At 72.4% G+C, this 21342-nt stretch carries 20 protein-coding genes; 7 read left to right on the top strand and 13 right to left on the bottom strand.

Going from position 1 to position 21342, the window contains the following annotated elements; genetic code table 11:
- Positions 1-12 precede the first annotated feature (12 nt).
- From ACT2CW_RS08845 to ACT2CW_RS08820, 6 genes are all read right to left on the bottom strand, one after another.
- On the bottom strand, positions 13-1590 hold the full coding sequence (locus ACT2CW_RS08845; RefSeq protein ID WP_445516160.1) for an FGGY family carbohydrate kinase: 1578 nt from the start codon (positions 1588-1590) through the stop codon (positions 13-15).
- 128 nt (positions 1591-1718) lie between these two features.
- Positions 1719-3149 carry an MFS transporter gene (locus tag ACT2CW_RS08840; RefSeq protein ID WP_445516159.1) on the bottom strand — a complete coding sequence of 477 codons (1431 nt, stop codon included), beginning with the start codon at positions 3147-3149 and terminating at the stop codon, positions 1719-1721.
- A gap of 253 nt (positions 3150-3402) precedes the next feature.
- Complete coding sequence (gene adh / locus ACT2CW_RS08835) at positions 3403-4926, bottom strand: aldehyde dehydrogenase (protein WP_445516158.1); 1524 nt, start codon at positions 4924-4926, stop codon at positions 3403-3405.
- Positions 4927-5033: 107 nt separating this feature from the next.
- Positions 5034-6488, bottom strand: a complete 1455-nt coding sequence (locus tag ACT2CW_RS08830; protein ID WP_445516157.1) for a GAF domain-containing protein — start codon at positions 6486-6488, stop codon at positions 5034-5036.
- A 106-nt stretch (positions 6489-6594) separates the two neighbouring features.
- On the bottom strand, positions 6595-6729 hold the full coding sequence (locus ACT2CW_RS08825; protein WP_262704163.1) for a hypothetical protein: 135 nt from the start codon (positions 6727-6729) through the stop codon (positions 6595-6597).
- 310 nt (positions 6730-7039) lie between these two features.
- Positions 7040-8305, bottom strand: coding sequence for a glycoside hydrolase family 18 protein (locus tag ACT2CW_RS08820; protein WP_445516156.1), 1266 nt, complete (start codon positions 8303-8305; stop codon positions 7040-7042).
- A 383-nt stretch (positions 8306-8688) separates the two neighbouring features.
- On the opposite strand from ACT2CW_RS08820, the gene ACT2CW_RS08815 reads away from it, so the two are divergent.
- Complete coding sequence (locus ACT2CW_RS08815) at positions 8689-9861, top strand: acyl-CoA dehydrogenase family protein (RefSeq protein WP_164425142.1); 1173 nt, start codon at positions 8689-8691, stop codon at positions 9859-9861.
- A 46-nt stretch (positions 9862-9907) separates the two neighbouring features.
- Here ACT2CW_RS08815 and ACT2CW_RS08810 read toward each other — a convergent pair whose 3' ends face one another.
- Positions 9908-10273, bottom strand: coding sequence for a hypothetical protein (locus tag ACT2CW_RS08810; RefSeq protein WP_086886552.1), 366 nt, complete (start codon positions 10271-10273; stop codon positions 9908-9910).
- A gap of 239 nt (positions 10274-10512) precedes the next feature.
- Here ACT2CW_RS08810 and ACT2CW_RS08805 point away from each other — a divergent pair, with 239 nt between their 5' ends.
- The 5 genes from ACT2CW_RS08805 (at position 10513) to ACT2CW_RS08785 (ending at position 16530) form a co-directional block, all read left to right on the top strand.
- The gene (locus tag ACT2CW_RS08805; RefSeq protein ID WP_020866923.1) at positions 10513-10953 is read left to right on the top strand and encodes an Lrp/AsnC family transcriptional regulator; all 441 of its coding nucleotides are present in this window, start codon (positions 10513-10515) and stop codon (positions 10951-10953) included.
- Positions 10954-11120: 167 nt separating this feature from the next.
- Positions 11121-12668: an amidohydrolase gene (locus ACT2CW_RS08800; protein WP_445516237.1), complete on the top strand. Its 1548-nt coding sequence runs from the start codon at positions 11121-11123 to the stop codon at positions 12666-12668.
- A 578-nt stretch (positions 12669-13246) separates the two neighbouring features.
- A complete protein-coding gene (lnt, locus tag ACT2CW_RS08795; protein ID WP_445516155.1) occupies positions 13247-15181 on the top strand; it encodes an apolipoprotein N-acyltransferase in 1935 nt (644 codons plus the stop codon).
- A 158-nt stretch (positions 15182-15339) separates the two neighbouring features.
- Positions 15340-16071, top strand: a complete 732-nt coding sequence (locus tag ACT2CW_RS08790) for a polyprenol monophosphomannose synthase (RefSeq protein ID WP_166483121.1) — start codon at positions 15340-15342, stop codon at positions 16069-16071.
- Positions 16072-16341: 270 nt separating this feature from the next.
- Positions 16342-16530 carry a Rho termination factor N-terminal domain-containing protein gene (locus tag ACT2CW_RS08785; RefSeq protein WP_020866919.1) on the top strand — a complete coding sequence of 63 codons (189 nt, stop codon included), beginning with the start codon at positions 16342-16344 and terminating at the stop codon, positions 16528-16530.
- 41 nt (positions 16531-16571) lie between these two features.
- On the opposite strand, the gene ACT2CW_RS08780 is transcribed toward ACT2CW_RS08785, so the two are convergent.
- The 6 genes from ACT2CW_RS08780 to ACT2CW_RS08755 are packed head-to-tail and all read right to left on the bottom strand — an operon-like array spanning position 16572 to position 20402.
- Complete coding sequence (locus tag ACT2CW_RS08780; RefSeq protein ID WP_445516154.1) at positions 16572-18386, bottom strand: complex I subunit 5 family protein; 1815 nt, start codon at positions 18384-18386, stop codon at positions 16572-16574.
- Between the two features lie 4 nt (positions 18387-18390).
- A complete protein-coding gene (locus ACT2CW_RS08775) occupies positions 18391-18735 on the bottom strand; it encodes a sodium:proton antiporter (RefSeq protein WP_037965275.1) in 345 nt (114 codons plus the stop codon).
- Positions 18732-19532: an MnhB domain-containing protein gene (locus tag ACT2CW_RS08770; RefSeq protein WP_445516153.1), complete on the bottom strand. Its 801-nt coding sequence runs from the start codon at positions 19530-19532 to the stop codon at positions 18732-18734. Before ACT2CW_RS08770 ends, ACT2CW_RS08775 begins: the two co-directional genes overlap by 4 nt.
- On the bottom strand, positions 19529-19810 hold the full coding sequence (locus ACT2CW_RS08765; RefSeq protein WP_037965280.1) for a Na(+)/H(+) antiporter subunit B: 282 nt from the start codon (positions 19808-19810) through the stop codon (positions 19529-19531). The genes ACT2CW_RS08770 and ACT2CW_RS08765 overlap by 4 nt, the downstream gene beginning before the upstream one ends.
- Entirely contained in the window at positions 19807-20241 is a 435-nt protein-coding gene (locus ACT2CW_RS08760; protein ID WP_445516152.1) for an MrpF/PhaF family protein, read from the bottom strand. Before ACT2CW_RS08760 ends, ACT2CW_RS08765 begins: the two co-directional genes overlap by 4 nt.
- Positions 20238-20402 (bottom strand): hypothetical protein, encoded by a 165-nt coding sequence (locus ACT2CW_RS08755; RefSeq protein ID WP_445516151.1) that lies wholly within the window; start codon positions 20400-20402, stop codon positions 20238-20240. The genes ACT2CW_RS08760 and ACT2CW_RS08755 overlap by 4 nt, the downstream gene beginning before the upstream one ends.
- 203 nt (positions 20403-20605) lie before the next feature.
- Between ACT2CW_RS08755 and fxsA the strand changes: the two genes are divergently transcribed.
- Positions 20606-21208 (top strand): FxsA family membrane protein, encoded by a 603-nt coding sequence (gene fxsA, locus ACT2CW_RS08750; protein ID WP_445516150.1) that lies wholly within the window; start codon positions 20606-20608, stop codon positions 21206-21208.
- The last annotated feature ends 134 nt before the right edge of the window (positions 21209-21342 follow it).

The following is a 21342-nucleotide window of genomic DNA, read 5'->3' as shown; positions in this document are numbered from 1 at the left end:
GGCCGGGGGCCGTCAGTGGGGGGTGTGAGATTCGGGCGGGCCCTCCCGCAGGGGGAGCAGCGCGGGGTCGTTGAGCTGGGCGATCAGCACATCGCGCCAGGCGGTGCGCGACTCGGTGCGCTCGGCCGAGGTGATCGACGGCTCGAAGACCCGGCCCCGCGGCTGCTCCGCGACCACCTCTTCGAGCGAGGACCACAGACCCTGGGCGACCCCGGCCAGATAGGCGGTGCCGCGCAGGCTCGCGGTGGCGGAGTCGGCGACCCGTTCCAGCGGCAGGCCGGTCAGATCGGCCTGGATCCGCATCAGCGGGTCGCTGCCGGAGACGCCGCCGCCGATCCGGAGCCGGGTGAACGGGGAGCCCATGGTGTCGGCGACCCCGTCGATCAGGTCGCACACCGAATGCGCGACCCCGTCGAGCACGGCGCGGGCGAGATCGGCGCGCGTGGTGGCGAGTGTGAGCCCGGTGAGGGCCGCGGTGGCCTCCGGGTGCCAGACCGGCGTACGGACCCCGGCGAGCGACGGGACGAAACGCGGGGTGCGGCCCGGCCGGGTGGGGACCCGGCCCGCTTCCTCACCGAGCTCCTTCGGCGACGCGAACAGGCCCAGATCGTCACAGAGCCAGCGCAGCGCCGAACCCACGGTGGAGCTGTACGCCTCCAGGCTGTAGTGGCTGATGCCGCCCTGCCGCCGGCCGGGCTGGGCGAGCACCCCGGAGATGTCCGGCCGGGGCAGGGCGGGCGTGGTGCCGGTCGCCGCGTCGACGAACGCGCCGGTCCCGTACATGCACATGCCCTGCCCGGCGGCGAGACCGCCGAGCGCGACGAGCGCGGCGTGCTGGTCGCCCATGGAGGCGGCCAGCGGGACGGCGATACCGAGGGCGGCCGGGTCGGTCGTACCGAAACCGGTGTCGTCGGAGCGCAGCTCCGGCAGCAGGCCGAGGGGGAAGCCGAGGTGGCCGATCCATGCCTCGTCCCAGGCGTGCCGCTCCAGCAGGTAGCCACCGGTGGACGCGGCGTTGGTCGGGGTGGTGGCGTGCACGGCGCCACCGGTGAGGCGCCAGATCAGCCAGGTGTCGACGGTGCCGAAGAGCAGCCGTCCCGCCCGGTGCGCCTCGGCCACCTCCGGGTGCGCGGCGATCTGCCGGGCGGCCCAGAGGAACGGGGCGCGGGCGCCGACCGGCCGGCCCTGCCGGGCCAGCAGGACGGCGTCCCACTCCGCCTCGTAGGCGGTGAGCTCATGTGCGTACCGGCGGTCCTGCCACACCACCGCGGGCAGCAGCGGCCGCCCGGTGACCCGGTCCCACAGCATCGCCGTGGCCCGCTGTGTGGACAGCGCGACCGAGGTGATCTCGATGCCGTCCTCGCGTGCCCCGCCGACGGCCCGGCGCGCCACCTCGAGGGTGGCGGTCCAGATCTCCATCGGGTCCTGCTCGACCGAGAGGTCATTCGGATGGCTGACCTTGATCGGCCGGTAGAACACCTTGTGGGCGGCGCCCGAGTCGAGCACGACTCCGGCCCGGGTGCCCGTGGTGCCCTCGTCGATGGACAGCACACCGCGCCGTGGGGAGGCCCCGGGGAACGTCTGGGTCATGGCAGCCCTTTCATTCGAGCATCGCGAGCGAGCCGTGCGGAGGGATGGGGAGGGGACGGAGGCGGCGGGAAGGGATACGGAAGGGACGGACACGGCAGGGGAGGGGACCCGGGTCAGGTCCGGGTGGGTCAGCGCGCGGCCACGGAGGGCACCGCGGCGGCGTCGAGGTCCTGTCCGGCGACCTCGTCGGGCGAGGCGGCCTTCGTCGGATCCCATGTGATCACCAGACAGGTGATCAGGCCGAGCAGTGGCACGACGGACAGCACCAGGAAGGTGTCGGCGAGTCCGAGCGAGTCCTTGATCTGCGGGAACACATACAGGCCGGCGACGCTGCCGAAGCTGCCGACCATCCCGGTGACACCGGTGCCCAGGGCGCGGACGTCACTGGTGTAGGAGAGCGCGGCGATGGACTTGCCGTTGGCGCCGGGGCCCGCCGAGTGGCAGAGGATGAACAGCACCGGCAGCAGGAACGCCACCGCCGTGGGCACCTTCTCGAAGGTCAGCCCCATCGCCACCAGGGCCACGAAGACCCCGGCGAAACCGGCGGCGGAGCTGAGCCGCAGCCCGAGGCGGCGGCCGAAGTACGCGGACAGCAGCCCGCCCGCGATACCGAAGGCGTTGAACACCATCGAGCCGATGGTGGCCTTCTCGAAGCTCTCGCCGAAGATCGTCAGGCTGATCAGCGGGAGGTACCAACCGACCGCGAAGTACTGCATTGACTGCCCGAGCGAGATCACCGATGACAGGATCGTGCGCGGCAGGTACTCGCCCTTGAACAGAAGCCCGGTCTGGCGGAACCCGATGACCGGTGCCTGAGCCGCGGTGCGGGTCATCGTGTCGGGCGTACCGACGACGGCCTCGATCCCGTAGATCCGCTCCAGATTGGTGACACACTCGTCCAGCCGGCCCTTGCTCGCCAGCCAGGTGGGGCTTTCCTTGAGCATCAGCGCCTGGCTCAGCAGCAGCGCGACGGCGACGACCGCAGCCGAGCCGACCGACCAGCGCCAGATGTCGGCGCCGACGTCCAGGTTGAAGAAGACCAGGGCCAGGGCGAGGTTGCTGGTGGTGGCGACGTACCAGACGGCCTGCCACAGGTTGAGCCGGCCGCCGAGCTTCGCGGGCGTGTACTCGGCGAGCAGCGCCATGGCGACCGCGAAGTCGATGCCGTACGCGACACCCACCAGGACCCGGCCCAGCCACACGAGGGTGAAACCACCGGCGAACGCGGCGAGCAGGCCACCCGCGAGCGCGAACACCTTGGCGATGAGCAGTGGGGGAACGCGACCGATGCGTGTCGCGAGCCAGCCACCGAGGGGGTTGAAGATGATGGCCAGCGCCGGAGCGGTTGCCGTGAGGATCGAGACCTGGGTGCTGGTGAGCTCCATCTGGGTCGTCATGGGCCCCAGACCGGCGCTCAGCGCCGCGTTCGAGTAGGCGTCGAGGAACAGCCCGCCGAACACGAGAAACCAGATGATCTGCGCCCGGCCGGTGATCTTTCCCAGCCCATCGATGAGCGCAACGACGTCGGCGACGCTTCTGACGCTCGCACGTTGTGCCATGAATCCGCCTTCGAGGAAGACCTACCGGCGGCACGGGGAGCACAGAAAAAGGCACGACGAAGCCACCGACAGGTGGTCTATGTCTGTGCCTGCCAAAAACTGCGGAAAGCGCCGCAGCACGTGAACTGCTGGAACCGCCGACTACGCGGTGCAGCGAGAGTAGAAACCAGCCATGTGAAACGTCAAGGGTTTCGGCCTGGTGACCGAAGGCGCCTGACCGGCATCCGCTCGGTCAGGCGCCCTGTCGCGGTGCTCAGAAGAAGCCGAGCTTCTTCGGCGAGTACGACACCAGCAGGTTCTTCGTCTGCTGGTAGTGGTCCAGCATCATCTTGTGGGTCTCGCGGCCGATCCCGGACTGCTTGTAGCCGCCGAAGGCGGCGTGCGCCGGGTAGGCGTGGTAGCAGTTGGTCCACACCCGGCCCGCCTGGATGGCGCGCCCGGCGCGGTACGCGGTCGAGCCGTCCCGGGTCCAGACTCCCGCGCCCAGGCCGTAGAGGGTGTCGTTGGCGATCCCGATCGCGTCGTCGAAGTCGCCGAACCGGGTCACCGCGACCACCGGCCCGAAGATCTCCTCCTGGAAGACCCGCATACGGTTGTCGCCCTCGAAGATCGTGGGCTCGACGTAGTAGCCGCCCTCCAGCTCACCGCCGAGCTCGGCGCGGCTGCCGCCGGTGAGGACGCGGGCGCCCTCCTGACGGCCGATGTCCAGGTACGACAGGATCTTCTCGAGCTGGTCGTTGGAGGCCTGGGCGCCGATCATGGTGTCGGTGTCCAGCGGATGCCCCTGCGCGATCTTCTCCGTACGGGCCACGGCCGCGTCCATGAACGCCTGGTAGTGGCCGCCCTGGACCAGGGCGCGCGAGGGACAGGTGCACACCTCGCCCTGGTTGAGGGCGAACATGGTGAACCCTTCCAGGGCCTTGTCCATGAAGTCGTCGTCGGTGGCCGAGACATCGTCGAAGAAGATGTTCGGGCTCTTGCCGCCGAGCTCCAGGGTGACCGGGATCAGGTTCTCGCTCGCGTACTGCATGATCAGGCGGCCGGTGGTGGTCTCGCCGGTGAAGGCGACCTTGGCCACCCGGGAGTTGGACGCCAGCGGCTTCCCGGCCTCCACACCGAAGCCGTTGACGATGTTGACCACACCCGGCGGCAGCAGATCGGCCACCAGGTTCATCCAGACGTGGATCGACGCGGGCGTCTGTTCGGCCGGCTTCAGCACCACCGCGTTGCCGGCGGCCAGCGCCGGGGCCAGCTTCCACGTGGCCATCAGGATGGGGAAGTTCCACGGGATGATCTGGGCGACCACGCCCAGCGGCTCATGGAAGTGGTACGCGACCGTGTCGTGGTCGATCTCGGAGAGGCTGCCCTCCTGCGCCCGGATGGCCCCCGCGAAGTAGCGGAAGTGGTCGATGGCGAGCGGGATGTCGGCGGCCAGCGTCTCCCGTACCGGCTTGCCGTTCTCCCAGCTCTCGGCGACCGCGAGGGCCTCCAGGTTCTGCTCCATCCGATCGGCGATCTTCAGCAGCACCGAGGCGCGCTCGGCGGGCGCCGTACGGCCCCAGGCGGGGGCGGCCGCGTGGGCGGCGTCCAGGGCCCGCTCGACGTCCTCGGCGGTGCCGCGGGCGATCTCGGTGAAGGGCTGCCCGTTGACGGGGGTGGGGTTCTCGAAGTAGCGGCCCTGGGCCGGCGGTACGTACTCCCCGCCGATCCAGTGGTCATAGCGCGGCTGATAGGTGACGACCGAGCCCTCGGAGCCGGGGCTTGCGAAACGCGTCATGGGGCGGCCTCCCTGGTGTACGCGTGGTGGGTCCCGTTGCCGGACGCGTCGTCGGTACGCGCGTCCAGGCTCCGCCCGCGCCGACACGGGCGGAGCCGACGGGGAGGCTAGGTGCGGCCACGTTGCGCGGACGTTGCGTCCCGGTGGCCGCCCCCTTGCCGCGGGGCTCCGTGGTCATGACCGCTTTGGTGCCGGGCTCCGTCGTCATGGCCGCTTTGGTGCCGCGGGGCTCCGTCCTCATGCCCGCCTTGGTGCAACGGGGCTCCGCCGTCATAGCCGCCCTGGTGTGGCGCGCCGCCCGGCAGCCCGTACAGCTCCCGCAGCCGCCGCACCCGCGCCGCCGGCGCCACCCGCCCCGGCGCATGCGCCGGAAGCGTGGTCAGCAGCGCCTCCGCGACCTCCAGATCGTCCTCGCCCCACGGCGTCTGCCCCCAGCGTCGCAGCAGCTCAGGGTCGCCGTGGGAGAGCACGGCGCGCCGCAGCCCGTCCTCCAGCACCCGCCGCATCCGGCACACCCCCGGCGCCTCCGACAGCGGCAGCAGCGGTCCGGTGTACGCCCGCAGCGCCGTGTACGCGTCGCCGGAGGCCAACGCCTCGGCGGCGTCGGCCAGATCGGTGCGCACGGGTGTCAAGAGCCGGTACGGGCGCGAGCCGAGCAGCGGGCCCACCAGACGGCGCAGCCGGGACAGCTCGGCCCGCAGTGTCACCGGGGAGCGGTCGTCGGCCCGTGGCCCGTACAGCTCGAGCGTCAGCCGGTCGCCGGACAGCCCCTCCGGATGGCCGGCCAGCAGCACCATGATCTCGCTGTGCCGCCGCCCGAGCCGCAGCCGCCGCCCGTCGACGACCAGCAGCGCCTCGTCTCGCCCCAGCGCCGTCAGCGAGATCCGCGGCGTGCGCGTCCGCGGCGGCTCGGCGCCCAGCTGGGCCTCGGCGGCGCGGGCGGTCGCCTGGACCAGGGCGAGGCTGTGCGGGGCGGCCAGATGGTCCCCGCCGGTGATGTCCACCGCGCCCAGCAGCCGCCCGGTGTGCGGATCGTGGAGCGGGGCGGCGGCGCAGGTCCACGGCTGCACACTGCGGTTGAAGTGCTCGGTGGCGAAGATCTGCACCGCGTGGTCGACGGTGAGCGCCGTCCCGGGCGCGTTGGTGCCCGCGTGGCGCTCGTCCCAGCGCGCCCCGGCCACGAAGTTCATCCCCTCGGCCCGGTTCCGCACCCCCGCGTGCCCCTCCACCCACAGCAGCCGGCCCTGCTCGTCGCAGACCGCGAGCAGATGGGCCCCGTCGTAGGCGATGGTGCCCAGCAACTCCCGGAACAGCGGCATCACCCGGGCCAGCGGATGGTCCGCGCGATAGGTGTCCAGCGCGTCGTCCGCCAGGTCGATCGGCGCCTTGCACTCCTGGGTGACCCGGGCGTCGGCCGAGCGCCGCCAGGACTCCGCCACCACCGGCCGTACGGCCGGACTCACCGCCCCCTCCGTCAGAAACGCCTCATGGGCGCGGCGCACGTCGCGGGTGCGCTCAGCGGGGTCGGTGCCTGACGCCATCGCCAGCCAGGGATTGACCATGGTGCCTCGCTCAGCGGTACGGAGGGGCGGAACACGGGGGGTGCGGGGGTGCGGAGGTGCGAAGTCTCAGGCTTTCATGGATCGGACGGCGGGAGGAGTCGGCAGGTCAGGTATGCGCGGGCAGGGAGGGGGCGGGCACGACACCGGGCGGGGAGGCATAGCCGCAGGAGTGGCAGATCTTCCACCCGTCCTGATTCACGGCGAGTTGGCCGCCACAGCTCGGGCACTGCTCGGAGCTCATGATCGTTCCTTTGGTTCACGCGCGCGGAGTGGAGCGGGCCACCCGTGCGCTCAGATTTCCTTGTGGGGCGGATGCCCCGCAATAGCCAGAACAAGCCGCGTTGAGGTACGAGCCCCGGACGGAGCGCGTTCACGGAGGGAGTACGCGGCGTTACCGGGGGGTGTTCTCCACATACGCTCCTCGCGCCCCCTCGTGCGCCGCTTGAACGCTTGACGCCGATGGGCCCGGTGTGCGCGGGCGCGCACGACGAAGCGGGCGGGGAGCCGGTGATGGCTCCCCGCCCGCGTCGATCAGGGGCGTCGCTGTGGGGTCAGCTGATGGACTTGATCAGCTCACCGTTCGAGGTGTCGCCGCTGAGCTCCCAGAAGAAGGTGCCGCCCAGGCCCTGCTGCTGCTTGTAGTTCATCTTCCCGGCGATGGTGGCGGGGGTGTCATAGCTCCACCACTGGTTGCCGCAGTGCGCGTAGGCCGTGCCCGCGACCTTGCCGGTCGCCGGGCAGGAGCCCTTGAGCACCTTGTAGTCCTCGATGCCCGCTTCATAGGTGCCGGGCGCGGCGCCGGTCGCCGTGCCACCGGGGGCGTCCTGGGTGACACCGCTCCAGCCGCGCCCGTAGAAGCCGATGCCCAGCAGGAGCTTCGAGGCCGGGATGCCGAGGCCCTTGAGCTTGCTGATGGCGGCGTCGGTGTTGAAGCCCTGCTGCGGAATGCCGTTGTAGGAGTTGAGCGGGGAGTGCGGGGCGGTGGGGCCCTGCGCGGCCCACGCGCCGAAGAAGTCGTACGTCATCGGGTTGTACCAGTCGACGTACTGCGCGGCGCCCGCGTAGTCGGCGGCCTCGATCTTGCCGCCGGAGGAGCCGTCGGCCGTGATCGCCGCGGTCACCAGGTTGGACGAACCGAACTTGGCGCGCACGGCGGACATCAGTTTCTTGAAGGCGTCCTTACCGCTGGTGTCACAGGTGAGGCCGCAGGCGTTGGGGTACTCCCAGTCGATGTCGATGCCGTCGAAGACATCCGCCCAGCGCGGGTCCTCGACCAGGTCGTAGCAGGACTGGGCGAAGGCCGCGGGGTTCTTGGCGGCCTCGCTGAACCCGGAGGACCAGGTCCAGCCGCCGAAGGACCACAGCACCTTCAGGCCGGGGTGGAGCTTCTTGAGCTTGCGCAGCTGGTTGAAGTTGCCGCGCAGGGCGCCCGCGTCCCAGGTGTCGGCCTTGCCGTCGACGCTGCTCGCCGCGTCGTACGCCTTGTCGTAGTCGGCGTAGGAGTCGCCGATGGCGCACTTGCCGCCGGTGACGTTGCCGAAGGCGTAGTTGATGTGGGTGAGCTTGGCGGCCGAGCCCGAGGTCTCGACGTTCTTGACGTGGTAGTTGCGCTGGTAGATGCCCCATTCGGTGAAGTAGCCGACCACCTTGTTCCCGGCGGCCTTCGTCGTGGGGGCCTTGGCGGCCTCGGACGTGGCCTTGGGTATGTCGGCGCTCCGGGGTTCACCGGCCGCTGCCGAGCCCGCGAGCAGGGTGGCGGTCAGCACCGCCGTACAGATCGCCGCGAGCGCGGCGGACAGTCTGCCTGGTCTGAGCATGGAATCTCCTCGGTGGGGGGTGAGGGGAGAGTGAACTGCCCGACGACCTGCCCACAGCTTGACATGAACGCGCAGGGCAGGGTGGGGAAAAGGTAGAAGGACTAGACCAGTGGGGTCAATGGTCTGGGCCAATTTGCTCCATGCGTGCGACGTTGTGGGGGTGCGTGGAGGAAGGTGGTGGGTGGCCATGCGCGAATTTGGTTGAAGATCGGGCGACCGGTACCGGAAGGCTCCGGATCGGGCATACTCCAACCGCCGCGGTGCAGGTCATCACCGTTCGCGATCCGACGGGCCGACCGGCAGGCGGCAGCAACACCGGTGGCGCCGCCTCACCCCGGCGCACGCCGCCGCAGCGCCTGACCAGGGGAGAGGAGAGCGCCGCCATGACCGATCACGGCCCGCAGCCGGTGGAGCGTGAGCTGCCCACCGAAGAGGCCCGCGACCTGATCTCGCTCGTCCGCGAGCTGATCGAACGGGAGATCAAGCCCCGGGCCGCCGAGGAGGAGGCCGCCGGGCGCTTCCCCCGCGAGCTGTTCACCCTGCTGTCCGAGTCCGGGCTGCTGGGGCTGGTCCACCCCGAGGAGTTCGGCGGCGGCGACCAGCCGTACGAGGTCTACCTCCAGGTCCTCGAGGAGCTCGCCGCGGCCCGGCTGACCGTCGGCCTCGGCGTCAGCGTCCACACCCTGGCCTGCCACGCCCTCGCCGGCTACGGCAGCAAGGAGCAGCTGGCCGAGCACCTTCCCGCGATGCTGGGCGGCGGACTGCTCGGCGCGTACTGCCTCTCCGAGCCCTCCTCCGGTTCCGACGCGGCCGGGCTCACCACCCGGGCCACCCGCGACGGGGACACCTGGACGCTCGAGGGCACCAAGGCGTGGATCACCCACGGCGGCATCGCGGACTTCTACACCGTGCTCGCCCGCACCGGCCCCGAGCGCACCCGCGGCATCAGCGCCTTCCTCGTGCCCGGCGACGCCCCCGGGCTCTCGGCGGCCGCGCCCGAGCACAAGATGGGCATGGCCGGTTCGCCGACCGCCCAGATCCACCTCGACGGGGTGCGGGTGCCCGACGCGCGCCGCATCGGCGAGGAGGGCCAGGGGTTCGCGATCGCCCTGTCCGCGCTCGACGCGGGCCGTCTCGGCATCGCGGCCTGCGCCGTCGGCGTCGCCCAGGCGGCGCTGGACGAGGCGCTCGCGTACACCGCGCAGCGGCGGCAGTTCGGCCGGCCGATAGCCGACTTCCAGGGCCTGCGCTTCATGCTCGCCGACATGGCCACGCAGATCGAGGCCGGGCGCGCCCTGTATCTGACGGCGGCACGGCTGCGGGACGCGGGGCGGCCGTTCTCCAAGCAGGCGGCGATGGCCAAGCTGTTCTGCACGGATGCCGCGATGCGGATCACCACCGATGCCGTCCAACTGCTGGGCGGATACGGCTACACGGTGGACTTCCCGGTCGAGCGCTATATGCGCGAGGCGAAGGTCCTCCAGATCGTGGAGGGCACCAACCAGATCCAGCGGGTGGTGATCGCCCGCGCTCTCGCGGGGCCTGAGGTCGGCTGAGGCCGGTGTGTCGGTAGGGGGCGCGGCCTGCGCCCCCGCCGTTTCGCTACCGCCGCGTCACCGGGAAGCGCACCGGGCGGGAGCCCGGGCCGCCGAGGTGGGAGAACGGCTGCGTCCGCCAGTCCAGACCCGCCGGAAGCGTCAGCAGCAGCGCGGCGTCCCGCTCGAGCGCGTCCAGCGACGCGTCGGCGGGCTCGGCGTCGGCCACCCGGCGGCCGGTGCCGGCGCAGACCGTGAGCCCGAACGGGTCCCACGGGGACGAGCACAGCGCGTGCTCGGGAAGGACGTCCTCGTCGGCGAGGAGCGCGATGGGGCGCGCGCAGTCCGGGCAGATCACCCGGAACATCTCGTAGGTGTCGTGGATCTCGTCGGTATCGATGTCGCCTGCGTCGAGGCGCTCGAGATGAGGCATGAGTTTCCCCCTCGGGTGGGCTGGCCAGGCGCGTCGGCCTCGACCACAGCAAGCATTTCCCTCGCGGCCGCATAGGTAATCGCCACATCTCATAGGACACCCATGAGGACATGTGGCGTTCGTCACATGCCCGGTGCAGGTGCGGCGTAGCGGCGGCTATGTCCGCTGTGCCCGTCCGGTGGCCACCCGGCGCCCACCCGTTGTGCCGGAGCCCTCCCGACCACATAAGGTGATCGGCTGTGGAGGAGTTGGACAGACAGATCGTGGAGCTGCTCGTCAAGGACGGCCGGATGAGCTACACGGACCTGGGCAAGGCCACCGGCCTGTCCACATCGGCCGTGCACCAGCGGGTTCGCCGTCTCGAACAGCGGGGCGTGATCCGCGGCTATGCCGCCGTCGTGGACCCCGAGGCCGTCGGGCTTCCCCTTACCGCGTTCATCTCGGTCAAACCCTTCGACCCCAGCGCGCCCGACGACATCTCCGAGCGGCTCGCCGAGGTGCCCGAGATCGAGGCGTGCCACAGCGTCGCGGGGGACGAGAACTACATCCTCAAGGTGCGCGTCGCGACCCCGCTGGAGCTGGAGCACCTGCTCAGCCGGATCCGCTCGCTGGCGGGTGTCTCCACCCGCACCACCGTGGTCCTCTCCACGCCCTACGAGGCGCGCCCGCCGCGCGTCTGAACGCCTGTCCGACACCCCCGTCACGCCCGTCCGACACCCCTCGTCGCATACCCCCATCGAGGCAGCCCGCCGTGAACGACCCGACCCCCGCCCAGGCCCCCGAAGGCCGTACCGTCCTGCTGCGCGGGGGTGAGGTCCACAGCCCCGCCGATCCGTTCGCGACCGCGATGGTCGTCGAACGAGGCACCATCGCCTGGGTCGGCTCCGAAGGGGCCGCGGACGGCTTCGCGGACGGTGTGGACGAGGTCATCCAGCTGGACGGGGCGCTGGTGACGCCCGCCTTCACCGATGCGCATGTGCACACCACCGCGACCGGACTCGCCCTCACCGGACTCGATCTCACCGGCGCCGGTACGCTCGCCGACGCGCTGGAGCGGGTGCGCGCCCACGCCGCCGCCCACCCCGCCGACCGGGTGCTGCTCGGCCACGGCTGGGACGCCGCCCGCTGGCCCGAGGGACGGCCGCCCTCCCGGGCCGAGCTCGATCGGGCGACGGGCGGCCGCCCGCTCTATCTCACCCGCGTCGATGTGCACTCCGCCGTCGTCACCACCGCGCTCCTCGACCTCGTCCCCGGCGTGTCGGACCTGGCCGGGTACCACCCCGACACGCCGCTGACCGGCGCCGCCCACCACGCCGTACGCGCCGCCGCCCACGCGGTCGTCACCGAGCGGCAGCGGGCCGACGCCCAGCGGGCCGCCCTCGCCCGCGCCGCCTCGCTCGGCATCGGCACCCTCCACGAATGCGCCGGGCCCGACATCTCCTCCGAGGACGACCTCACCGGGCTGCTCCGGCTCGCCGCCGAGGAGCCGGGGCCGCGGGTGTACGGCTACTGGGCCGAGGCCGCGCGCGGCGCCGCCGACCTGGACAAGGTGCGCGAACTCGGCGCCATCGGCGCGGCCGGCGACCTCTTCGTCGACGGGGCGCTCGGCTCGCACACGGCGTGTCTCCACCAGGCCTACGCCGACACGCCGCACACCGGCACCGCCTACCTGGACGCGGCGGCCGTCGCCGCCCATGTCACCGCCTGCACCGAGGCCGGGATCCAGGCCGGTTTCCACGCCATCGGCGACGCCGCCGTCACGGCCGTCGTCGAGGGCGTGCGGACCGCCGCCGACACGGTCGGGCTCGCCCGTGTGCGCGCCGCCCGGCACCGCGTCGAACACGCCGAGATGCTCACCCCCGAGACCGTCGCGGCCTTCGCCGACCTCGGCCTCACCGCCTCCGTCCAGCCCGCCTTCGATCGGCTGTGGGGCGGCGAGGACGGCATGTACGCCCAGCGGCTCGGCCCCGAGCGGGCCCGCACCCTCAACCCCTACGCGGCGCTGCTGCGCGCCGGAGTGCCCCTGGCGCTCGGCTCCGACAGCCCCGTCACCCCGCTCGACCCCTGGGGCACCGTGCGCGCCGCCGCCTTCCACCGCACCCCGGAGCACCGGATCTCCGTCCGCGCCGCCTTCACCGCCCACACCCGCGGCGGCTGGCGGGCCATCGGACGGGACGACGCGGGCGTCCTGGCGCCCGGCGCGCCCGCCGACTACGCGATCTGGCGGACCGGTGAGCTCATCGTGCAGGTGCCCGACACGCGGGTCGCCGGTTGGTCCACCGACCCCCGCTCCGGCACCCCCGGTCTGCCCGACCTCACCCCCGGCGGTCAACTGCCCGTCTGCGTCCGCACGGTGGTGGGCGGACGCACCGTCCACCTCCGGCCGGACGAGTGACGCGCGGGCGCCCCGTACCGCCGAACGATGAGCCCCCGGCCTGTCGTGGCATCTGAACACCGTCCGTACTGACCTGGTCATTTGAGGAAACGGCGCAGGTCATGTGGCTGTTGACAGGGTGCGGTCGGTGGCCGGTAGGTTCGGGCTCGTCCACCACAGGACGCCCGACCGGGGAATCTTCACGAAGTCGTCGAACGCCGCTGGGCCAGAGGGAGACGCGCCACCGTGGTGCGCCGCCACTGGGAGCCAGGTCCAGTGCACGGGGGCGAGGGAGGGATCGCCGGGTCGGCAGGTGCGACCCGGGAGGGGCCCGGACGCTCAGTAGACAACGGCTCTCGGTCGATCCGCAGCCAGCGGGTCCCAGGTCGGCCCGAAGGGCGTCGGGCCCCCACTCCGCACGCGCACACCGGCGGACCGCCCCCCGACGCGGGGGCGGGGCCGCCGCCGGGCGAGGGAACCCCCGCCATGGCCGAAGCGTTTCTCTACCCCGAGGTCACAATCCGCACCTCGGGACCACTTCCGCGCGCCCGCGTTATACGGTCACCTCACCACAGCACGACCTGTAGGAAGGCCGCACCGTGCCATCGGGTTCCGACACCACCGCCGAAGCCGCCCCCACCGGGCCGGACGCAGACCGACCGGGTCAGCGGACGACCGGCTCCGCCGCCACGCCGCCCACGGAGGGCGCCGAGGGCGCCGAGGGCGCCGAGGGCGGTGACGCTGTGGGGGGTCGTGATCCCGTCGGGGGCGGTGACGCCGCCGAGGGCCGTAAGCCCGTGGGGGGCGGTGACGCCGTGGGGGGCCGTGACGCCGCCGAGGGCGGCGAATCCGGCGCGACCGGGGCCGCCGCGTCCGGAGCCGCAGCCGCCGCCTCCGAGACCGCCTCCGCCGCCTCCGGGTGTGCCTCCGCGTCGTCCGCTGGAGGGCGGCGGCCCGGGCGGCTGCGCCGCCTCGGGCTGCTCGCCCGCCGGGAGGCGCGGCGCAGCGCGCTCGCGGCGGTCAGTGGGCTCGCGCTCGGCCTCGCCTTCCCGCCGTTCGGGGTGTGGCCGCTGTCCCTGGTGGCGGTCGCCGCCCTGGCCCTGCTCACCCACGGCCGGACCGCCCGCCAGGGCGCCTGGACGGGCTTCGCCTTCGGGGTGCCGTTCTTCCTGCTGCTGCTGAAGTGGCTCAGCGTGGTGGGCTGGGACGCGGTGGTGGGCCTGTCGATCATCGAGGCGGCCTTCCTCGCCCTGATGGGGGCGGGGCTGGCCCTGGTCTCCCGGCTGCCCGTACCGGCCCTGTGGCCGCTGTGGACGGCCTGTCTGTGGGTCGCCGAGGAGTGGGCCCGCGACCGGGTGCCCTTCGGCGGCTTCCCCTGGGGCCGGCTGGCCTTCGCCAACACCGGCTCGCCCTACACCCCGCTCGCCGCGCTCGGCGGCGCCCCGCTGGTCACGTTCGGCGTCGCCCTGACGGGCGGAGCGCTCGCCGGTGCCGCGCTCACCCTGTGGCGGCTGCGCGGGGCCGGGGGCTTCTCGCCGCGCCGCGCCCTGCCCGCCGCCGGGGCCGTGGCCGTCGCGGCCGCCGTGACGGCCGCCGGATTCGCGGTGCCCATCCCCACCGCCGCCGACGACTCGGTCGACATCGCTGTCGTCCAGGGCAATGTGCAGCAGCCCGGTATGGACTTCCTGGGCCGCCCCATGATGATCCTCGACAACCACGCGAAGGCGACCCTGAACCTGGCGAAGGACATCAAGGCGGGCCGGATCGCCAAGCCCGATCTCGTCATATGGCCGGAAAACGCCTCCGACCTCGATCCCTTCCAGTATCGGGAGGCATACGCCCGGATCGACGAGGCCGTGAAGTCGATCGGCGTTCCGGTGCTGGTCGGCGCCCTGGTCGACCATCCGACCAAACAGGGCTATGTGGAGAACCAGGGCATCGTCTGGGACCCGAAGCGCGGCCCCGGCGCCTCGTACACCAAGCAGCACCCGGTGCCCTTCGGTGAGTACGTCCCCTTCCGCCAGGAGCTCAGCAAGATCATCACCCGGCTCCAGCGGGTGCCCCGCGACTTCTACCCCGGCGACCACACCGGTGTGCTGAACGTCGGCCCGGCTCGGCTCGGCGATGTGATCTGCTTCGAGGTCGCCTACGACGAGATCGTGCGCGACACGGTCAACGCGGGCGCCCGGGCGATCGTCGTCCAGACCAACAACGCCACCTATGGACGCAGCGGCCAGCCCGAGCAGCAGCTGGTCATGTCCAGGCTGAGGGCGATCGAACACGGCCGTCCCGTGATCACCGCGGCCACGAGCGGGATCAGCGCCGTGGTCTCCCCGGATGGCACGATCGAGCAGCGGACGAAAGAATTCACGCAAGATGTGCTCACCGCGCGCATCCCGCTGCGTGACGGCAAGACCCTGGCCGACCGCGTCGGTGCGACCCCCGAGTGGGTGCTCGCTATGGTGGGCGTTCTGTCCTGCGCGGCCGCGATCATGATCGGCCGTCGGGGACGTACGGACAAGAAGGGGCAGTAGCCGTGAGCGACGCACGCGAGGCCGAGGAGCCTGGCACCAAGGCCGACGAGCCGAGCGCGAAGGCCGGGGAGGCCGGCGCCGAGGCCGAGGAGCCGCGCCGTAGCAACGAGGGCCAGGACGACGGTGGCCGGCGGAAGTACGGTCCGCTCGGCACGACCTTGGTGATCATCCCGACCTACAACGAGGCGGAGAACATCAAGCCGATCGTCGCGCGGGTCCGGGAGTCGGTTCCGGACGCGCACATCCTCGTCGCGGACGACAACAGCCCGGACGGCACGGGCAAGGTCGCCGATGAGCTGGCTGCCGAGGACGACCACGTCAAGGTCTTGCACCGCAAGGGCAAGGAGGGCCTCGGCGCCGCCTATCTGGCCGGGTTCCGCTGGGGTATCGAGCACGGCTACGGCGTGCTGGTGGAGATGGACGCCGACGGTTCCCACCAGCCCGAGGAGCTGCCCCGGCTGCTCACCGCGCTCAAGGGCGCGGACCTGGTGATCGGCTCCCGCTGGGTGCCCGGCGGCCGCATCGTCAACTGGCCCAAGTCCCGCGAGTTCATCTCCCGGGGCGGCAGCACCTACTCCCGACTGCTCCTCGACGTCCCGATCCGCGACATGACGGCGGGCTACCGCGCGTTCCGCAAGGAGACGCTCGAGGGCATCGGCATGGACGAGGTCGCCTCCCAGGGCTACTGCTTCCAGATCGACCTGGCCTGGCGGGCCATCAAGGCGGGCTTCCACGTCATCGAGGTCCCGGTCACCTTCATCGAACGCGAGCGCGGCGAGAGCAAGATGAGCCGCGACATCGTCACGGAGGCGGCCTGGCGGGTCATGTCCTGGGGCGTGGGCTCGCGGGTCAACAAGGTGCTGGGCCGCAAGGATGCCAAGGATTCCTAAGCGCTCCGCGGGAAGTGCCATGACCTGTCGTCGATCGTCCGCGGCGCCGTCGTGGCTGGTCGCGCCCGCGCGGCGGAGCCGCATATCGACACAGCCCCGCGCCCCTTCGGGGCGCACCCGAACCGCACCGGACTTCAATGAGGCCGCTTAGGACTCCGGGATTCCTGGGCCCTCCGGTCCCCGGCCGCGGGGCCGCCTTCCGCGCTCGGAGTAGTCCCGCGGGCGATGTTCCGCCCCGTACCGGACACTTGAGGCGGAAGGAGGCGGAACATGGCCAAAGCGACCGCCAAGAGCGGAAAGACGTCGGGGCGCCGCATGGCGGCCCGTGGGGGCGCCAAGTCCGGCGGCATGGAGACGCGGACCAAGGAGGACCTGTACCGCGAGGCCCAGAAGGCGGGCATCGAGGGCAGGTCCCAGATGTCCAAGAGCCAGCTGATCTCGGCACTGCGCCACCGCTGACCGCCGACCCGCGGGACCGGGCGCGCCCCGGCCCCGGCGGCTCAGCGGACCCCCGGGACGGTGAGCACCGTGAGCAGCGCCGTCCCGGCGATCAGCCAGGCGACGTAGTCGCCGATATGCCCGGACTGTAGTCGTCGTACGGGCGCGAGTAGCGCGGCCGTCCCGGTGTGGACCGGCCGCCGCACCGCCAGTGTGGCCAGGGTGATGGCGAGGGCCGTGGAGAGCAGCCCGAGCAGGATCCCGGTCAGCTGCCAGTGCGGTGGCAGATGCGCCGGGGCGGCCGCGGTATGTCCGTCGAGGACCGTCCGGCGGTAGCCGCCGGTGTCGGTGAACAGCGCCCCGGCCCGGCCCACCGCGGACCCGACCGCCGGGATCACCCCGAGGGCCAGCGACCCGGCCAGCAACGCGGCGGGCACCGCCAGCAGTGGCACCGGGATGCGCACAAGACGGCCGCCGGTCTCGGGCTCCTCCTCGCCGGTGGTCTCCGGGCCGCCCTCCTCCTCTTCCCGGGGCCGCCGTCCCACTCCGGCGAAGATCCGCAGCCCGGCGCGCAGCACCGCGCCCCCGGTCACCGCTGACACCAGGACGTAGAGCGCGGGCAGCCATCCGGCGGTGTGTCCCGCGGCCTCCTCGGCGGCGGCCTTGCCGAGCCCGGAGCCGAACGGCGGCAGCCCGCACAGGCCCAGCCCGCCCACCGCGAACAGCACGCCGACCGCGGGCAGCTCCCGGGCCCGGCCGAACAGCTCGTGCTCGTCCACGGTCGCGTACCGGTCCAGCAGCACCCCGACGCAGGCGAAGAGCGCCGCCTTCACCCCCGCGTGGCCCAGCACGTACAGCGCCGTGCCCGAGATCCCCTCGGGGGTGAGCACGGCCACGCCGATCAGGAACAGCCCGGTGTGGGCCACGGTCGAGAACGCCAGCAGCCGTTTGAGATGGCGCTGCTGCCAGCACATCACCGCGCCCAGCAGCGCCGTGAGGACGCCCAGCACCAGCAGCGCGCGGGTGAAGTCGGGGTGGGAGAGCCCGCCGGGCCCGGAGAAGACCGTCCAGTAGACCCGGGCGACCCCGTAGACACCGAGCTCCACCATCACCCCGGACAGCAGCATGCACACCGGCGTCGGTGCGACCGCGTGGGCGTCGGGCAGCCAGAAGTGGAACGGAACGGCGGCCGCCTTCACCAGCAGCCCGGTGGTCACCAGGACGAACGCGGCGAGCACCAGCCCGTCCGGCCCCTCCGTGTCCAGCCGCCGCCCGATCTGGGCGAACCCCAGCTCCCCGGTGCGCGCGTACAGCAGGGTGATGCCCAGCAGGGTGACGTAGGCGCCGAGGGAGTTCACCACTCCGAAGGCCAGCGCGCCCTGGAGCGGTTTGGGCTCCTCGACGCGGAAGCCGGTCAGCGCGTAGGCGGCCGCGCCCATCAGCTCGAAGAAGACGAACGCGTTGAACAGGTCCCCGGTCAGCGCGAAACCGCACATGCCCGCCTGGAACACCAGGACCAGCGCGGGGAAGGAGCCGGTGTGACGGCGCGGCGGCTCCTCGAAGTAGCGCCAGGAGTAGACCAGGACGGCGACGACGAGCAGCGAGACCAGCGCCGCGAGCCCGGCCCCCAGCGGATCGCCGACCAGCACGATGCCCACCCGCCGCCAGCCGCCCACCCACTCCACCGGATAGGTCCCCGGTCCGGGGTGACCGGCCCGGAACAGCACCAGGAGCGCGATGGCGGCGGTGGCGGCGGCGAAGGCGCAGCCCACGATGTCGGAGACGAGCCGGGGCAGCCGCCGTCCGGTGGCCACCAGCACCGCGGCGCCCAGCAGCGGCACCGCCACCACCAGCGGCAGCAGTCGCGCGGTGTCCACCCGGTCAGCCCTTCAGCTCGGACAGGGCGTCCGGGTCGACCGTGCCATGGCGTTTGCGGAGCTGGACGACGAGCGCGAGCAGCAGCGCGGTCACGGTCGCGCCGACCACGATGTCGGTGAGGGTGAGCGCCTGGACGACCGGGTCGACCACCCGGCTGTCCGTGGGCGCGTCGGCGAAGACCGGTGCGGTGCCGCCGTTCCGGTAGCCGACGGCGAGCAGCAGCACATAGGTGGAGGACTGGGTGACGGCCAGGCATCCCACGGCATGGATCAGGTCCCGGCTGGTCACCAGCCCGTACACACCGATCAGAAAGATCCATCCGGCGACCAGATACGGCAGGACCGTCACGCTGGCTCCCTCTCGTCGTCTCCGTTGCCCCCGCCGTCCCCTGTGTCCCGCGGGCTCCCGTCGTCTTCCCCGGGCTCCTCGATCTCCACCGCCTGGTCCAGGAATCGGGCCAGCAGGACCACGATCCCGCTGGTGACCTCCAGGCCGACGGCCGCGTTGAGCACCATCGCCGTGCCGCCGGAGGACAGGGTCGCGATGGTGCCGAAGGGCAGGACGTTGGCGAGGAACGCCGACCCCGCGAGGACGGCCGCGAGCCCGGTGATCACGTACGCCGCCTCGCCCGCGGCCTCCCCGATCTCGTAGAGGGTCAGCGGGCGGACCCGCTCCAGGGCCCGGTAGTCGGCGGCGATGTAGAGCAGATGCAGGGCGGTGGCCGTGACCACCCCGCCCTGGAAGCCGCCGCCCGGGCTGATCTGGCCGTGCGCGATCACATAGAGGCCCACCAGCAGCGCGAACGGCAGCGTCAGCAGCGCGAACCGGCGCACCGGGGGATGGACCGTGGCGGGCTCGGGATCCTTGCGGTGCTCGTCCCGGGCCTGGCGGAGCAGCACCACGGTGCCGATGACGGCCGAGAAGAGGATGGTCTCCTCGCCGAGCGTGTCGAAGGCGCGCAGATCGAAGTTGACGGACGCGATGACATTGGCCGTGTGATGGCTCAGTGCGGCGTGCACGGCCCGCGCGCCGTACGGGTGCGGGACGGTGCCGAACGCCGGCAGGTCGAAACAGGCCGCGGCGAACAGCGCGGCGAACCCGGCGGCGCCCACCAGGAAGACCCACAGCCGGACCCGGAAGCTCATCGCTCCCGGCCCGCCGGCTTGTCCACGCCGTCGCCGCTCCCCGGGCGGCGGCGCACCTTGCGCACGGTCAGCAGGATCATCAGGGGTGTCACCGCGGAGCCGACGGCGAGCTGCGAGAGCGCGACGTCCGGCGCCTGGAGGAAGGTGAACAGCAGGGCCAGCGTCAGGCCGAGGAAGGACAGCACCAGCGCCTGCCGCACCGGGTCCCGGTTGAGCACGGCGGCGGTGGCGGCGCCCGCGACCAGCAGCAGCGCCACGGCGATCAGCACATCGGTCATGCCGTGACGCCCCTCTTACCGCCGCGGCCGCTGGTCACCACGCTGCCCGCGATCAGCAGCGCGCCGATCAGCAGCAGCTTCACCATGGCCCGGCCGGGCCCGGTCGCCACGCACAGCGGCAGCACCGTGGCGGGCACCCCGACCAGCGCCGTCCAGCGCACCAGCCGGGAGTCGGGCAGGACGTCCAGGAAGCGGGCGTAGATCAGGGTGCCGGTGGGCCCGAGCACGCTGACCACCAGCGCCACATCGTTGTACGAGGTCCGTTGGAAGCCCTGCGCGGCCAGCAGCAGCACCAGACCGGCCAGCAGCGAGGTGAGGTTCTGGCCGATCAGCCGGTCCTTGGGCGAGCCGTGGGCGATCCGCCACAGCACCGGTACGAGCGCGAGCAGCGGCACCAGCGCCGCCGCCAGCCAGCCGTCGGAGGTGCTCACCGGTCCGTCACCGCCCGGCGCCCGGCGCGCGCGAGCACGGCGGCGGCCAGCGCGGCGGCCGACCCGACCAGGAGCTCCAGGGGGTCCACGGTGCTGATCAGCACCAGCCAGATCCCGGTCAGCGCCGCCCACCACACGAGGACCTCCAGCACAGCCGTCATTCGACACCTCCGTCGGCGGCGGGTACCCGGCCCGCCGCCGCCGATACCTCGCGCTTTCGCGGATCGCGGATTCCGCCCGGTCTCCTCGAGGCTCCTGGACCCTCCGGGACCCCTCGTGCGTTGGAACCCATGAGATCCCTCGATCCCCTTGGCCGTGCGACCCGCGCTCCGCATCGGTCACGGGCCCCGGCACACTTGGAGGCATGATGACCGGCGCATCGCAGCAGAGCGACCCGACCCGCCCGAAGCGCTCACGCGCCCGCACCTTCGTACCGCTGGGGATCGCCGCCTGGCTGGTGCTGGAGATCTGGCTGCTGACCCTGGTGGCGGACGTCGCCGGCGGGCTGACCGTCTTCCTGCTGCTGGTCGCGGGCGTGGTGGTGGGCGGGGCCGTGGTCAAGCGCGGCGGCCGCCGGGCGTGGCAGAGCCTGGCCGGTTCGATGCGGCCGGGCGCCGAGGAGCCCGCCGCGCGGCCGGGAAGCTCCTTCACGATGCTCGGCGGGCTGCTGCTCATGGTGCCGGGGCTGGTCTCGGACGTGGCCGCGCTGGTGTGCCTGTTCCCGCCGACCCGGGCGCTGCTGCGGCGCCGCGCGGAGAGCGCGCTGTCGCGCCGCATGGGCTTCGTCCCCGGATCGCCGTCCGACCCCTTCCAGCAGGCCCGTGAGCAGTGGGAGCGCCGGGACGGGCGGGAGCGCCCGGAGCGGGGCACGGTCATCCAGGGCGAGGTGATACGGGACGGGGACGACCGGGACCGGGACGGCGACGGGGAGCCGGGGCCCGGGCTGCGGCCGCGCGACCAGGGCTGAGCCACGGCTCGGCCGGCGCCAAGGGCGCACATCGGCCGACGCGAAGGGGCGCAAGGGCACACAAGGGCCGGGGTCACCTCTCCGCCATTGTCCCCGCCCTCTTCCTTCCGTTTTTCCCTCCCTTCTTCCCCTCC

It is taken from the genome of Streptomyces sp. NEAU-174 (genome assembly GCF_052665095.1).
Note: the sequence above shows the minus strand (reverse complement) of the source record. Positions and strands in the feature narration are given on the sequence as shown.